At 64.6% G+C, this 13,273-nt stretch carries 12 protein-coding genes; 7 read left to right on the top strand and 5 right to left on the bottom strand.

Features of this window, described 5'->3' with window-relative positions:
- Positions 1–2: 2 nt before the first annotated feature.
- Together WBP07_RS16080 and pdxH are read right to left on the bottom strand one after the other, a co-directional pair.
- Positions 3–932 (bottom strand): cation diffusion facilitator family transporter, encoded by a 930-nt coding sequence (locus WBP07_RS16080; protein ID WP_395392576.1) that lies wholly within the window; start codon positions 930–932, stop codon positions 3–5.
- Between the two features lie 10 nt (positions 933–942).
- Positions 943–1,560, bottom strand: coding sequence for a pyridoxamine 5'-phosphate oxidase (gene pdxH / locus WBP07_RS16085; RefSeq protein ID WP_395392578.1), 618 nt, complete (start codon positions 1,558–1,560; stop codon positions 943–945).
- Positions 1,561–1,783: 223 nt separating this feature from the next.
- Between pdxH and WBP07_RS16090 the strand changes: the two genes are divergently transcribed.
- A complete protein-coding gene (locus tag WBP07_RS16090) occupies positions 1,784–2,746 on the top strand; it encodes a DnaJ C-terminal domain-containing protein (RefSeq protein ID WP_395392579.1) in 963 nt (320 codons plus the stop codon).
- Between the two features lie 192 nt (positions 2,747–2,938).
- On the opposite strand, the gene mnmA is transcribed toward WBP07_RS16090, so the two are convergent.
- The gene (gene mnmA, locus WBP07_RS16095; protein WP_395392581.1) at positions 2,939–4,114 is read right to left on the bottom strand and encodes a tRNA 2-thiouridine(34) synthase MnmA; all 1,176 of its coding nucleotides are present in this window, start codon (positions 4,112–4,114) and stop codon (positions 2,939–2,941) included.
- Between the two features lie 161 nt (positions 4,115–4,275).
- On the opposite strand from mnmA, the gene WBP07_RS16100 reads away from it, so the two are divergent.
- The 6 genes from WBP07_RS16100 (at position 4,276) to WBP07_RS16125 (ending at position 11,779) form a co-directional block, all read left to right on the top strand.
- Positions 4,276–4,608 (top strand): hypothetical protein, encoded by a 333-nt coding sequence (locus WBP07_RS16100; RefSeq protein WP_395392583.1) that lies wholly within the window; start codon positions 4,276–4,278, stop codon positions 4,606–4,608.
- Positions 4,609–4,610: 2 nt separating this feature from the next.
- Positions 4,611–4,910, top strand: a complete 300-nt coding sequence (locus WBP07_RS16105; protein WP_132387726.1) for a DUF1153 domain-containing protein — start codon at positions 4,611–4,613, stop codon at positions 4,908–4,910.
- A 332-nt stretch (positions 4,911–5,242) separates the two neighbouring features.
- Complete coding sequence (locus tag WBP07_RS16110; protein WP_395392585.1) at positions 5,243–6,445, top strand: efflux RND transporter periplasmic adaptor subunit; 1,203 nt, start codon at positions 5,243–5,245, stop codon at positions 6,443–6,445.
- A gap of 16 nt (positions 6,446–6,461) precedes the next feature.
- Positions 6,462–9,911 (top strand): efflux RND transporter permease subunit, encoded by a 3,450-nt coding sequence (locus tag WBP07_RS16115; RefSeq protein WP_395392587.1) that lies wholly within the window; start codon positions 6,462–6,464, stop codon positions 9,909–9,911.
- Between the two features lie 99 nt (positions 9,912–10,010).
- Positions 10,011–11,231 carry a DUF445 domain-containing protein gene (locus WBP07_RS16120; RefSeq protein ID WP_395395816.1) on the top strand — a complete coding sequence of 407 codons (1,221 nt, stop codon included), beginning with the start codon at positions 10,011–10,013 and terminating at the stop codon, positions 11,229–11,231.
- Positions 11,228–11,779 carry a GNAT family N-acetyltransferase gene (locus WBP07_RS16125; protein WP_395392589.1) on the top strand — a complete coding sequence of 184 codons (552 nt, stop codon included), beginning with the start codon at positions 11,228–11,230 and terminating at the stop codon, positions 11,777–11,779. The genes WBP07_RS16120 and WBP07_RS16125 overlap by 4 nt, the downstream gene beginning before the upstream one ends.
- On the opposite strand, the gene WBP07_RS16130 is transcribed toward WBP07_RS16125, so the two are convergent.
- Positions 11,704–12,105: an energy transducer TonB gene (locus WBP07_RS16130; RefSeq protein WP_395392591.1), complete on the bottom strand. Its 402-nt coding sequence runs from the start codon at positions 12,103–12,105 to the stop codon at positions 11,704–11,706. The genes WBP07_RS16125 and WBP07_RS16130 overlap by 76 nt on opposite strands.
- Positions 12,106–12,307: 202 nt before the next feature.
- Positions 12,308–13,192, bottom strand: a complete 885-nt coding sequence (locus WBP07_RS16135; RefSeq protein WP_395392593.1) for a hypothetical protein — start codon at positions 13,190–13,192, stop codon at positions 12,308–12,310.
- Positions 13,193–13,273: the final 81 nt, after the last annotated feature.

A 13,273-nucleotide genomic window follows, 5' to 3' on the forward strand; every position in this document is an offset into this window, starting at 1 on the left:
TTTCAATCCTGCGTGACGCGAATCGGCGGCAGGATGTCCTTGCCGGCCGGGCCTCTTTCGTCGACCAGACCTTCCGGATCGGGATGGATCAGGATTTCCAGATCCGGGAACACCGCGTGAAGGCGATCCTCGATCGCGTCCATCACCTTGTGCGCTTCCCGCACCGTCATCTTCGCATCGACCCAGACGTGGAACTGCACGAAGTCCTTGTTGCCCGAAGTACGCGTGCGCAAGTCGTGGACGCCGGTGATGTCCGGGTTCTGCGCCAGCACTTCCAGGAAGCGCTGCTTCTTTTCAGCGGGCCACTCATGGTCCATCAACTGGTCCAGCACCGCTTGCGACGCGCCCCATGCACCCCAGGCCAGCCAGCCGGCGATCAGCAGGCCGAACAGCGCGTCCGCCCCGCCGAAGCCTGCGTAATATTCAAGTACCAGCGCGATGATCACCGCCACGTTCAGCAGCAGGTCGGACTGGTAGTGGACGCTGTCGGTATGGATGGCCAGGCTGCCGGTGCGGCGGATCACATGGCGCTGCCAGGCGACCAGCGCCAGAGTGACGACGATGGCGATCGCCGAAACGACGATGCCGCCCTGCACCTCCTCCACCTGATGGCCGGTGAACATCCGCTCGATCGCGCGGCTGGCGATGCCGATCGCGGAGATCGAGATCAGCACGATCTGGAACAGCGCGGCGATCGCCTCAGCCTTGCCGTGGCCGAAGCGGTGCTTGTCATCCGCCGGCTGCGCGGCGATCCATACGCCCAGCAGTGTCGCCAGACTGGCCACGAGGTCCAGCGTGGTGTCTGCCAGACTGCCCAGCATCGCGGTGGAGCCGGTGGTCCAGGCCGCCCAGCCCTTCAGCGCCAGCAGGAACACGGCGGTGCCGATGCTGGCCATGGCGGCGCTGCGTGTGAGGGAGGCGTGATCGCTCATGCTCTGGCCGTCACGGATAGAGCAGCGAGCTGGTCCAACCACCAGCCGAGGACTCGTCGCGCACGAAGCGGCGGCGTTCGTGCAGGCGATAGGGCCGGTCGTGCCAGAACTCGATGGCGGAAGGGACGACGCGATAGCCGGTCCAGTGCTCCGGCCGATCGACCTCGCCACCTTCGAAGCGGGCCTTCGCCTCTTCGTAACGGGCCAGGAACCGTTCGCGGTTTTCCAGCGGGGCCGACTGGTCCGAAGCGACCGCGCCCAGCTGCGAATCGCGGGCGCGCGAATGGAAATAGGCATCCGCCTCGGCATCGGTGACAGGCGACAGCACGCCTTCGATGCGGATCTGTCGGCGCAGGCTCTTCCAGTGGAACAGCAGCGCCACATGCGGATTGGCCGCGATCTCCTGCCCCTTGCGGCTGCGTCCATTGGTATAGAACACGAAGCCGTCGGGGCCGTAGCCCTTCAGCAGCACCATACGGACCGAGGGGACGCCATCGGGCGTGGCGGTGGCGAGTGCCATGGCGTTCGAATCGCTGGGCTCGGTCTCACGCGCCTCGTCGTACCAGGCCTGAAACAGTGCGATGGGATCGCCGTGGGGAATGACCTCGCGCGCCTGTTCAGCTTCCATATTCGCTTCCTGAATTGATGCGGGCCGCGCCTGTGAAGATGGCGGCCGGCACAGTCTACACGCTCGCCCCGAAGAAATCCCGGGCCGCGATGTCCTGTCCCATGCCGTATAGAGTTCGACAAATCCTGTTCGGAGGGAAGGACATGCGGGCCGCCATACCTCCGGCGAATGAACTAGGAAAGCTTCGCTTGCCGAGCGGCGCGCGCGATCCTAGCTAGGGCACATGGCAGCAGACCCTTATTCCACCCTTGGTGTATCGCGCACGGCCAGCGAGAAGGAAATCAAATCCGCGTATCGCAAGCTGGCGAAGGAACTTCATCCCGATACCAACAAGGACAATCCCAAGGCGGCCGATCGCTTCTCCGAAGTGACCACCGCTTACGACCTGCTTTCCGACAAGGACAAGCGCGCCAAGTTCGATCGCGGTGAGATCGATGCCGAAGGCAACCCGATGGGCTTCGGTGGTTTCGGCGGCGGCGGCGGTACGGGCGGGTTTGGCGGCGGTGGTTTCGGCGGGGCCGGCCAGCGCGGCTTTTCGGGCGGTTTCGGCGGCAACGACGGGATCGATCTGGAAGACCTGTTCGGCGGCATCTTCGGTGGCGGCGGCCAGCGTGCCGGTGGCTTCGGCGGGATGGGCGGCATGGGTGGTCATTCCCGGGCGGCGCCGCGCGGCGCCAACGTTTCCTATCGGCTTTCGGTGCCGCTGCTCGACGCGGCGGAACTCAATCCGCAGCGCATCACCCTGTCGGACGGCAAGACGATCGACCTCAAGCTCCCCACCGGGCTGGAAGACGGCACGCAGATGCGGCTTTCGGGTAAGGGAGAGCAGGGGCCGGGCGGCTCCGGCGATGCCATCATCACCATCCAGATCCAGCCCCACGCCTATTTCCGCCGCGATGGCGACGATCTGCGGCTGGACCTGCCGGTGACTCTGGATGAGGCGCTGCACGGCGCCAAGGTGAAGACGCCCACGCCTTCGGGTGCGGTGATGCTCTCGATTCCGGCCGGCGCCAGCTCTGGCAAGGTCATGCGGCTGAAGGGCCGTGGCATGACCCGCAAGGACGCGACCCGCGGCGATCTGCTGATCAGCCTGGAAATCACGCTGCCGGAAAACGATGCGGACTTGTTGAAGCGGCTGGAAGGCTGGAAGGACGGCCGCGACGTGCGGGGCAAGCTGGGCGTTTGAATCGGGGCGGAGATATTCCTCCCTCGACCTCATCCCCTCATTGTCAAAACCCCGTCATCCCCGCGAAGGCGGGGATCCCGCTTCTTCCTGCAGCCTTGCGGTGTGCTTCCAAGAAAAGCGGGGCCCCCGCCTTCGCGGGGGGCGACGGCTATTGTCTGATTTGAGGTTTATTCGACCTCGGCAGTGCGCTTTTTACGCGTCGCCCTCGATCGCCGGCGTCGTTCCGTCGATCCAGCCACCACCGACCACGCGGTCACCCGCATAGATCACCGCTGCCTGCCCCGGCGCAACGCCATATTCGGGCTCGGCAAAGCGGATCGTGGTTGCCGCACCTTCGCCAAGCGGCCCGTCCAGCACGATCGGCACCGGCTTGGCCAGCGAGCGAACCTTCGCGGTCAGCGGACCCGCCGGCAGTGGGCCGATACGGTTGGTCTCGATTACGCGTGCGGCCGAAACGCCCAGCAGGCGGCGCGGGCCGACCATCACGCGGCGGCCTTCCGCTTCGATTCGCGTGACATAGAGCGGTTCCGGCTGGCCGCCGATCTCGATCCCCCGGCGCTGGCCGACGGTATAGTGGATGATGCCGCGATGCGTGCCCAGTTCCGCGCCGGTCAGGGCATGGACGATAGGGCCCGGGGCGTTGCCCTCCGGGCGAACCTTGGTGACCACTTTGGCATAGTCGCCATCGGGCACGAAGCAGATGTCCTGGCTGTCCGGCTTGGCCGCGTTGCGCAGGCCGGCGGCTTCGGCCAGGCGGCGCGTTTCCGTCTTCGGCAGTCCGCCCAGCGGGAAGCGCAGGAAATCGAGCTGGGCCTCGGTGGTGCCGTAAAGGAAATAGCTCTGATCGCGCGCCGGATCGGCGGCGCGGTGCAGTTCGGCACCGGCCGGACCCATGACTCGGCGCACGTAGTGGCCGGTGGCAAGGCAATCCGCCCCCAGATCGCGCGCCATCGTCAGCAGGTCCGTGAACTTGGGCCCCATGTTGCAGCGGATGCAGGGGATCGGCGTGCGCCCGGCCATGTAATCGTCCGCGAAGCGGTCCACCACTTCCTCGCGGAATTGGCTCTCGTGGTCGAATACGTAGTGGGCAATGCCCAGGCTGTCGGCCACGGCGCGCGCGTCGCGGATGTCGTCGCCGGCGCAGCATGCGCCCTTGCGACCGGTGGCAGCGCCATAGTCGTAAAGCTGAAGTGTCACGCCGATGGTCTCGGCGCCCGAGGCGGCGGCGAGGGCAGCCACGACGGAACTGTCGACGCCGCCGGACATGGCGACGACGATGCGCCGGGCGTTAATGGGCGCGGGGAGCTGGAACAGGTCGGCAGGGTCGAGGCCGGCCACCAGTCCGGATAGGTCGGAAAGGGCGGTCATCGGGCGCCCATACAGCGAGATGCGCGCGAATCCTACCTTTCTTGCACCGCGCGCGGACAATGGCGGGGGCATCCCCATTCCTGCGAACGGTTAATTAAGGTGAAGGATCGGTAAACGCGGCCTTTACCCTCCTTTGACCAACCCTGTCGTAAGGATGGGGCATGAACATCGCTTTTGAACATGAAACCTGCAAAGCGGGGCATGCGTCAGGTCGCGACGGCGAGGAGTTCATCCCGGAGTTCGCACCGATCGACTGGTTTGCCTTGCGCTCGCGTTTTTTTGCCGCGCATGACCTTGGTGTGACCCTTGCGGAGAATTCACCACCTGTGCGCCTGCATAAACGCGGCAGTTTCGCTGGCCCTGCGGCCGATGTGCTTCACGCGTATGACGGTGAGGCACGAAGTGTTAACCCAAATGATTTAGCCATTCGCAAGTCTACGACAGTCAATTTCGCTTCCGTCGCCGGCGGACGCAACACCGGCGCACGAGGGTGATGATGATCGAGAACCAGAAGATTCGTCCCGCGCAGGTGATCGGGCCGCTTGGCGAGCCCCTGACGCTGGATAGCCTGCCGCCGCCGTCCACCACGCGCTGGGTGGTGCGCCGCAAGGCTGAAGTCGTGGCTGCCGTCAACGGCGGGCTGCTGACGATCGACGAAGTGTGCGAACGCTACAAGCTGACGTTGGAAGAATTCGCCTCTTGGCAGCGCGCGGTGGATCGTTCGGGAATGCAGGGGCTGCGGGTCACCCGCATCCAGCACTACCGCGATCTTTACGAGCGTCAGCAGAAGTACTGACCGGCAAATCCGGAGGGCCCGCAAGAGCCCATCCAGACGGCGGCGACCCATGGGTTCGCCGCCGTTTTGCGTTTTATTCCCGGGTTTCAATAAATTCATCCGCCAGCACTCGCCGCTACGGCGCGCTCGACGCTGGTCGATCACGGATTGTCGCAGGCCGACAGTAGATTGCCACCGATCTACCGCAGGTATATGTCGTTTCTCGTGTTTTTTACCGTCGTAATGGCGGCGCGTGGCTTTGTGCGCGCGCTGCAACGGCGGCATGACCGCGGCCTGCCATGGGGGCGGGCGGGGTCATGGCAAGGGGGCTGATCGCAGGATTTGCGGTGAAAATGAACTACGACAGCAGAATCGACACCAGGGAGAACGATCACGTGGCCATGTCCGGCAGCCCGCTGGAGGGTGACGTTGATCAGGATCGCCGATCGCGCAAATGGCTATGGATGATCGTTGCCGCCGCCGTTGCGGTGGTGGTCATCTGGTTCCTCGTCCATCGCGGCAATGCCGATGACAAGGCCAAGGATGCCGATGTCCAGACCCCGGCGGTCACCGTCGTGGTGCCGGGCCGCACTTCGGTGCAGGGCGAGATTTCCGCTACCGGTTCGCTGGCCGCGCGCCGTGACATGCCGGTCGGTTCGGTGGGTGAGGGCGGCCAGGTCCGCGCCGTGATGGTTGAACCGGGCGACTGGGTTTCCCAGGGCCAGGTCCTCGCGGTGGTGGACCGCTCGGTGCAGAACCAGCAGCAGGCCAGCCAATCCGCGCAGATCTCGGTCGCGCAGGCGGATGCCCGATTGGCGCAGGCCAATCTGGACCGTGCGCTGAAACTGGTGGATCGCGGCTTCATCTCGGCGGCCGACATCGATCGCCTGACCGCCACGCGCGATGCCGCCGTGGCGCAAGTGAAGGTGGCGCGCGCACAGCTTGGCCAGCTTCAGGCACAGGCGGCGCGCCTCAATATCCTTGCCCCGGCCTCGGGCCTGGTACTCCAGCGCAATGTCGAGATGGGTCAGGTTGTCGGTGGCGGCAGTGCAGTACTGTTCCGCCTTGCCAAGGATGGCGAGATGGAACTGCTCGCCCAGCTGAGCGAGGACGATCTCGCCCGCGTCGGCGTAGGTGCCGAGGCCAAGGTGGTGCCGGTCGGTTCGAACCAGACCTTCATCGGTCACGTCTGGCAGGTTTCGCCGATGATCGACGCCACCAACCGTCAGGGCGTCGCGCGTATCCTGCTGGCCTACAATCCGGCGCTGCGCCCGGGCGGCTTTGCCAGCACGACGATCGGCAGCGGCGTGGTCGACGCGCCGGTGCTTCCGGAATCGGCGATCCAGAACGATGACAAGGGCCCGTTCGTCTATGTCGTCGATGGCAAGAACAAGGTTCATCGCCGGCCCGTCCAGACCGGGCTCGTCACCGCGCAGGGCATCGTCGTGAAGTCGGGCCTGCAGGGCAACGAAAAGGTCGTCCTGCGCGCCGGCGGCTTCCTTAACGATGGCGACACGGTCAAGCCTCGCGTCGTCACCGTCACGAAGCCCGATTGAGACGGACACCCAACCGATGAGCCTTCGCAACATCTCGGCCTGGTCGATCCGCAATCCGATCATTCCGATCGTCTTCTTCATCGGCGTGATGGTCGCCGGCGTGGTTTCGTTCATGCGCATGGACGTGAACAACATGCCGGATATCGAATTTCCGGGCGTTCACGTGTCGGTTTCCCAACCGGGCGCGGCGCCTACGGAAATCGAGACGCAGATCACCCAGAAGGTAGAGGCGGCCGCGCGTTCGGTGCCCGGCGTCGAGGAAATCCAGTCCACCGCGTCGGAAGGCAATTCGTCCACCTTCGTGCTGTTCTCCATCGGCACCAATCCGGACGTCGCCACCAACCAGGTGAAGAACGCGGTCGACCAGATCCGCAGCGATCTGCCCGACGGCATCCTGGAACCGCAGGTGATCAAGGTGGAGGCCGGCGGCGATTCGCTGGGCTACTTCGCGGTCAGCGCCGATGATATGACGATCGAGCAGCTCAGCTGGTTCGTCGACGATACCATTTCCAAGCAGCTTCTGGCGATCGACGGCATGGCCTCGGTCGAGCGTAACGGCGGTGTCGACCGTGAAATCCGCGTGGTGGTCGACCCTGAGCGGATGATCGCGCTGGGCGTCAGCGCCTCCGCGGTCAACAACGTGCTGCGGCAGGTCAATACCGACGCGGCGGGCGGCCAGGCGGAAATCGCCGGTTCGCGCCAGTCGGTCCGCGTGCTGGGCAATGCGGAAACGGCCTACGATCTTTCGCAGACGCGCATCAACCTGGGCAGCGGCCGCCAGGTCAAGCTGTCCGACATCGCCCATGTCTACGACGGTTATTCGGAACGCACGCGCATCGCCAAGTTGCACGGCCGCGAAGTCGTGACTTTCGGCTTCCAGCGCGCGCTCGGCGCATCGGACGTCGCCGTCTACGATGCGGCGATGAAGGCGCTGGACAAGATCCGCAAGGACAACCCCCACGTCCACATCACCCGCCTGTTCTCGGACGTGGACTACACCAAGGGGCAGTACACCAGCTCGATGGAGGCGCTGGTCGAAGGCGCGGTGCTGGCCATCGTCATCGTCTATCTGTTCCTACGCGACTGGCGCGCAACGCTGATTTCCGCGATCGCGATTCCGCTTTCGGCAATCCCGACCTTTTGGTTCATGGATCTGCTGGGCTTCACGCTGAACTTCCTCTCGCTGCTGGCGCTCAGTCTGGTGGCGGGTGTGCTGGTCGATGACGCCATCGTCGAGATCGAGAATATCGTGCGCCACATGCGCATGGGCAAATCGGCCTATCAGGCCTCGATCGACGCGGCGGACGAAATCGGCCTGGCGGTCGTCGCCACCACTTTCTCGATCGTCGCGGTGTTCCTGCCGGTGGGCATGATGCCGGGCATCCCGGGCCAGTTCTTCAAGGCATTCGGCCTCACCGTCGTCGCGGCGGTGCTGATGAGCCTTGCCGTCGCGCGTCTGATCACGCCGATGGTCGCGGCCTACTTCCTCAAGGCTCATGGCCATGCGGAACATGGTGGCGGCAAGGCGATGGACCTCTACATGAGAGTCCTCGCCTGGACGCTCGACAGTACCGAGGCGCATCGCCGCAAGGCCGCGCTGGTCAAGGCGCAGGGGAGCTGGTGGTTCTATCCGCTGGCCGCGATTGCCCTGGTGGCACTGTTCGCTGCGGGAATCGGCCTGGCGATCGCGATCTTCATGGGCGCCAAGATGGGCTTCGAGAAGATCGGGCTCGACAAGGCTGCACTGGTGTTGGCCGCCGTGGTCGCGCCTTTGGGGGTTCCCGTCGCGGTCTTCGTGCTGGGCTGGATCCTGCGTTTCTTCGCGCGTGTCCTCGGCAGCTTCGGCGTCTGGTATCGGTACTTCACCGACCGCATCATCGCCCGCATGCACGACCACCGCTTCTACGCGTTCTGCGCGGGCATCTACGCGTTGGTCGTCACGTTCGCGTTGTTGGCGGGCTTGCCTGCGCAGTTCCAACCCAACACCAACAACGATACGAGCCAGGTCAATATCGAGATGGTGCCCGGCACCACGATTGAGCAGACCGAGCAAGTTGCGGCCAAAGTGGCGGCGCTGATCGAGGCGCAGCCGGAAGTGGAACGCGTGCTCGTCGCCTCGCGCGAAGGCAAGGGTTCGCTCTACCTCGCGCTCAAGCCTGCGAAGGAACGCAAGGCCACCAGCATCGAGTTCGAACGCCGGCTGGCTCCGCAGCTTCAGGACATTCCCGATGCACGCGTGACTTTTGCCACCCAGTCGGGCGGCACTGGCAGCGGCCGCGACATCTCGGTCATGCTTTCGGGCAGCGATTCCGAACTGCTGAAGAAGACCGCGCAGACGCTGGCAGACCAGATGCGCACGATTCCGGGTGTCGTCGCCCCGCGCATCGCGGCCGACCTGCAGCGCCCCGAACTGGTTATCGTGCCGCGTGTCGATCTCGCCGCGCAGCTGGGTGTCACCACGGCGGCGCTCAGCCAGACCATCCGCATCGCCACGTTGGGTGAGATCGACCAGAACGCGGCCAAGTTCTCGCTGTCGGACCGTCAGGTGCCGATCCGCGTGATCCTTGCCCGCACGTCGCGGCGCGATTTCTCGACGATCGAGAATCTGCCCGTCACCACCGCCAGCGGCGGTTCGGTCCCGCTGAAGCGCGTTGCCGAAATCCGCTTCGGCGCCGGCCCCACGCAGATCCAGCGCTACAACCAGTCGCGCCGTATCTTCGTCGGTGCCGATCTTGGCGCCGGTCAGGTCAAGGGCCCGATCATGGAGCAGATCCAGAAGCTGCCGATCATGAAGAACCTGCCCACCGGCGTCTCGAACGAGGCGGTGGGCGAGGACAAGTGGCAGGCTGAGATGGTGAACAGCTTCATCGTCGCCGTCATCAGCGGCATCTTCCTGGTCTTCGCGGTGTTGGTGCTGCTTTATCGCCGCTTCGTCTCGCCGCTGGTCAACATGGCCTCGCTGCTGCTGGCGCCCTTGGGCGGCTTGCTGGCACTGGTGGTGGTTGGTCAGCCGGTCTCGATGCCAGTCTACATCGGCATCCTGATGCTGCTGGGCATCGTCGCCAAGAACTCGATCCTGCTGATCGACTTCGCGATCGAGGAGATGGAGAAGGGCGTCGACAAGCTGAGCGCGATCATGGACGCCGGGCACAAGCGCGCCCAGCCGATCGTCATGACCACGGTCGCGATGACCGCGGGCATGGTGCCGACCGCGCTTTCGCTCTCGGGTGACGCCGCGTGGCGTGCGCCGATGGGCATCACCGTGATCGGCGGCCTGCTGCTTTCGACGATGCTGACGCTGGTGATCGTGCCGGCCGCCTTCAGTCTTGCCGATGGCCTCGAAAAGCGCCTTGGTCCCTGGCTGCGCCGCAAGCTGCTCACGTATGAGCCGCACCATGCGCACGACACAGGCTTCGGCCATGGCCACGGCCCGGAGCCGCTGCCGCAGCCGATCGCGGCGGAATGAGATGCGGAAGGAACCTTGCCGCCGCCCGTGCGTAGCATCAGAGTGGTAAGGCAAGATCTGCTCAGGCCGGCCGGGCTGAAGCCTGACAAGGCACGGCAGATGCGCATGTTCGCGACTGGGCTGCTGCTGTTCATGGCGGCAGCCTTCGTCGTGCTGAAGCGCCTGCTGGTGTTCCATCCCGAATGGAGCCTGCCGCTCGGCTACGCTATCTCCTTCACAGAAGCGGCGATGGTGGGCGGGCTGGCGGACTGGTTCGCGGTGACTGCGCTGTTCCGCCATCCATTGGGCCTGCCGATCCCGCACACGGCGATCATTCCGGAAAACAAGGATCGCATTGCCGATTCGATGGCGGCCTTCCTGCGCGACAATTTCCTGACGCCGCAGGTTGTCGCCCGGCGGCTCAACGGTTTCAATATCGCTGCCAGCCTCGGCGGATTTCTGGCCGATCCGCGGCGTGATGAGCAATCGCGGATTCGCGCCGGCGCTGCCCAGTTGGTGGGCGACATCCTTGAATCGCTCGATCCCGAAGAGATGGGCGGCATGGTGAAGTTGGGGCTGCGGCGTCAGATCGAGAAGATCGATGCAGCGCCCCTGCTTGGCCAGATGCTGGAAAGCGCGATTGCCGAGGGGCGGCACCTTCCTGTGCTGGAAAGCGTGCTGCGCAAGATCGGCGACGCTATCGAAGCCAACGAACCGATGATCCGCGAGATGATTCACCAGCGCGCCAACACGATAATGCGCTGGACGGGGCTGGACGAACGGCTGGCCAATGGCGTTCTGGATGGCGCCTATCGGTTGCTGGCCGAAGTGATCGTCCAGCCCGATCACCCTTTGCGCGGCAAGATCGACGAGGCGTTGGCCAAGCTGGCGCAGGATCTGCGCCACAGCCCGAAAATGCAGGCGCGGGTGGAGCGGATCAAGGCCGACCTGCTTGCCAATCCGGCGATGGGGGCCTGGATCGACGGCATGTGGGAACGCGCGCGCGCCGGGCTGCTCAAGGCGGTGCGCAACCCGGACAAGGCACTTTCGGGAGCCTTGGGGGAGAGTCTTTCCCAGCTGGGTCAATCGCTTGGCGAAGATCGGCGATTGCAGTACATGGTCAATCGCTTCGCCCGCCGCACTCTGGTGGGTGTGGCATCGCGCTATGGGAGTGAGATCGTGCGGCTGGTGTCGGAAACCGTGAAACGCTGGGATGCCCGCACCGTGACGGATCGCATCGAAGGCGCCGTGGGCCGTGACCTGCAGTTCATCCGTATCAACGGCACGCTGGTGGGCGGCCTGTTCGGCCTGTGCATCCACGGCGTGGACCAACTGCTGTGACCGCGGCTGTGGAAGGTCCGTTCCTGAAGACGGAGCGCTTCGAACTCTGGAAGCCCGTTGCCAGCGATCTGGAAGGCCTCTGCCGCCTGATCGCGGATGAGGAGACGCGCCGGTACCTGGGCTCCGCCTCGGTCGACCCGATGGAGCAGTTCAACCGGCTGGGGCGCAATGCAGGCAGCTGGTCGCTCTACGGCTATGGCAGCCTCTACGTGCGTCGCCCCGGCGAGCCCGACCTCCTGGGCAACTGCGGCGTGTTTCATAGCTGGCGCGGCTTCGGCAAGGGAATGGACGATACGCCTGAAGCCGGCTGGATCGTCCGCAAGGATTGCTGGGGGCAGGGGCTGGCACAGGAAGTCATGCGCACGGTGCTTGCTTGGTTCGACGAGACACACGGCCCGCGCCGCGTCGCCTGCATGATCGACGAAGGCAACGCAGCCTCCGAGCGCGTCGCCAAGGCGCTGGGCTTCGTGCGCTATGGCCGGCATGAGCCCGAGGACGGGCGGACCAGCGCCATCAACTTGTTCGAGCGACTTCCCGCTACGGCCTGATCGCTGGGCGTCGCCCGCTCAGGCCAACATCCAGTTGCGGGTGCGTAGTAGGTGGCGACGGGGAGGCCCGCCTCATCACGCGCGGGATCGAAGCGAATGTGGGAACGGATGCGCTGGCAAGTTGCATCCGCGAAGCCGGGCGAGCGTCGATCCCCAACCACCTTGCAATCGGTCACCTGGCCGGAGGCGTCGATCAGCAGCCTTACGTCGATAACGGCGTGAAGGGGTAGCTGGGAGACATGGGGCGGGGTTGCATCCTTGAACCATCTCTGGGTGGGGCGCAGCGCCTTGGGCCTTGCTCCTGCCGCGCGGGGGCCAATCCCCATGACTTCACCTGACCCGCAGTACAGTCCCGCATGGCCGCCAGAGCCTTGCAGAGCGGGCCGGTACCCAGTTGGACGGCGTTATTGTGCCAGGATACGGTCAGCGAAGTGATGGTCTTCATTATCGGATCCTCGGCATGCCGGTGATTCCGACGGGCTTGGCTCTCGATGCGTCTCGTTCGGAAGATAACCGGCGGGCCGTGGCTCAGTTCGTCTGCCAGGCCACCCTGGTGGTGAAATAGGAGGCGACCTTGTTGCCCTGCTCGTCCGTGGCAGGTGTGAAGCTGACCTGGTCCAGCATCAGGTCGCAGGCGAAATCGCCCAGGTCTTGCCCGTTGGAAACACGCTGGATCAGGCAATCGTGCGGCCGTCCATCGGCATCGACCAGCACACGTAGCCGGGCCCAGGCCTGTCCGCCGGGCCACATGAGTTTGGTTGGATAGGAGCTTTGAAAATTGCGGATCATCCCGCGCGACAGTATCGGCCTGGTGCGAAGATGGGACTGTTGGGCGGGATCGAAACCCCAGGAACGCACGAGATTGTCCGTGCAGGTCCGCAAGGCGGCGAACGGCTTGCCCAGCGATCCTGTCTCAAGCCGGAGGGTTTGGGCGCCCCATTTCAAGGATACCGAGGCCACCGATTGCTCCTGGTCGGGCGTCACCGCAGGCATATCGTCCGGTTGGACACCGGGTGTGAATGCTTTCGGCGCCAGGCTTGAGGTCATCAGCAGCGACAGCAGGTTCTTGCTGTTGCGCCCGGTGATGGCGTTTTCGGGAATGCGGACAAAACGGCCTTCGCCATAGGCGATGTGCAGGCCCCCAGTGCGGATGATGCCCTTGAGTTCCTGACCGCTTAGCAGAAGTTCGAAGCTGTCACCCGGCGCAAATCGTTCGAACCGCAGCAAGAACGGGTTGGCAGGATCGCCGAAGCTGCGTGTGAGCGAGCATCGGTGCTGGTCCCGATCGAGATGCCATGGAGTGGCTGGAGCTAGTGCCACGGGCTGGCGGGCTTTTGCTTCCAGAATGCCGATGTCGAAGGTGTGGACCAGCATTGCCGCCGAGACGGAAACGGCAAATGCACAGCGCTTCATCAAATACCCCCTGTCGAGCGAAGGTCCTGCCGACATGGAAGATATCTAGCTTCACGGTGTGAAACCGAAAAGACAAAACCC

Origin of the sequence: Novosphingobium oxfordense, assembly GCF_044029435.1 — a bacterium.
Taxonomy (GTDB): Bacteria; Pseudomonadota; Alphaproteobacteria; order Sphingomonadales; family Sphingomonadaceae; genus Novosphingobium.

Bases quoted from the DNA above. Each gene is read 5' to 3' on its own strand.
- WBP07_RS16130 (WP_395392591.1), bottom strand. From the start codon at position 12,105: ATGGGGATTGGCCCCCGCGCGGCAGGAGCAAGGCCCAAGGCGCTGCGC.
- mnmA (WP_395392581.1), bottom strand. From the start codon at position 4,114: ATGACCGCCCTTTCCGACCTATCCGGACTGGTGGCCGGCCTCGACCCT.
- pdxH (WP_395392578.1), bottom strand. From the start codon at position 1,560: ATGGAAGCTGAACAGGCGCGCGAGGTCATTCCCCACGGCGATCCCATC.
- WBP07_RS16110 (WP_395392585.1), top strand. From the start codon at position 5,243: ATGAACTACGACAGCAGAATCGACACCAGGGAGAACGATCACGTGGCC.
- WBP07_RS16100 (WP_395392583.1), top strand. From the start codon at position 4,276: ATGAACATCGCTTTTGAACATGAAACCTGCAAAGCGGGGCATGCGTCA.
- WBP07_RS16120 (WP_395395816.1), top strand. From the start codon at position 10,011: ATGCGCATGTTCGCGACTGGGCTGCTGCTGTTCATGGCGGCAGCCTTC.
- WBP07_RS16135 (WP_395392593.1), bottom strand. From the start codon at position 13,192: ATGAAGCGCTGTGCATTTGCCGTTTCCGTCTCGGCGGCAATGCTGGTC.
- WBP07_RS16080 (WP_395392576.1), bottom strand. From the start codon at position 932: ATGAGCGATCACGCCTCCCTCACACGCAGCGCCGCCATGGCCAGCATC.
- WBP07_RS16105 (WP_132387726.1), top strand. From the start codon at position 4,611: ATGATCGAGAACCAGAAGATTCGTCCCGCGCAGGTGATCGGGCCGCTT.
- WBP07_RS16090 (WP_395392579.1), top strand. From the start codon at position 1,784: ATGGCAGCAGACCCTTATTCCACCCTTGGTGTATCGCGCACGGCCAGC.
- WBP07_RS16115 (WP_395392587.1), top strand. From the start codon at position 6,462: ATGAGCCTTCGCAACATCTCGGCCTGGTCGATCCGCAATCCGATCATT.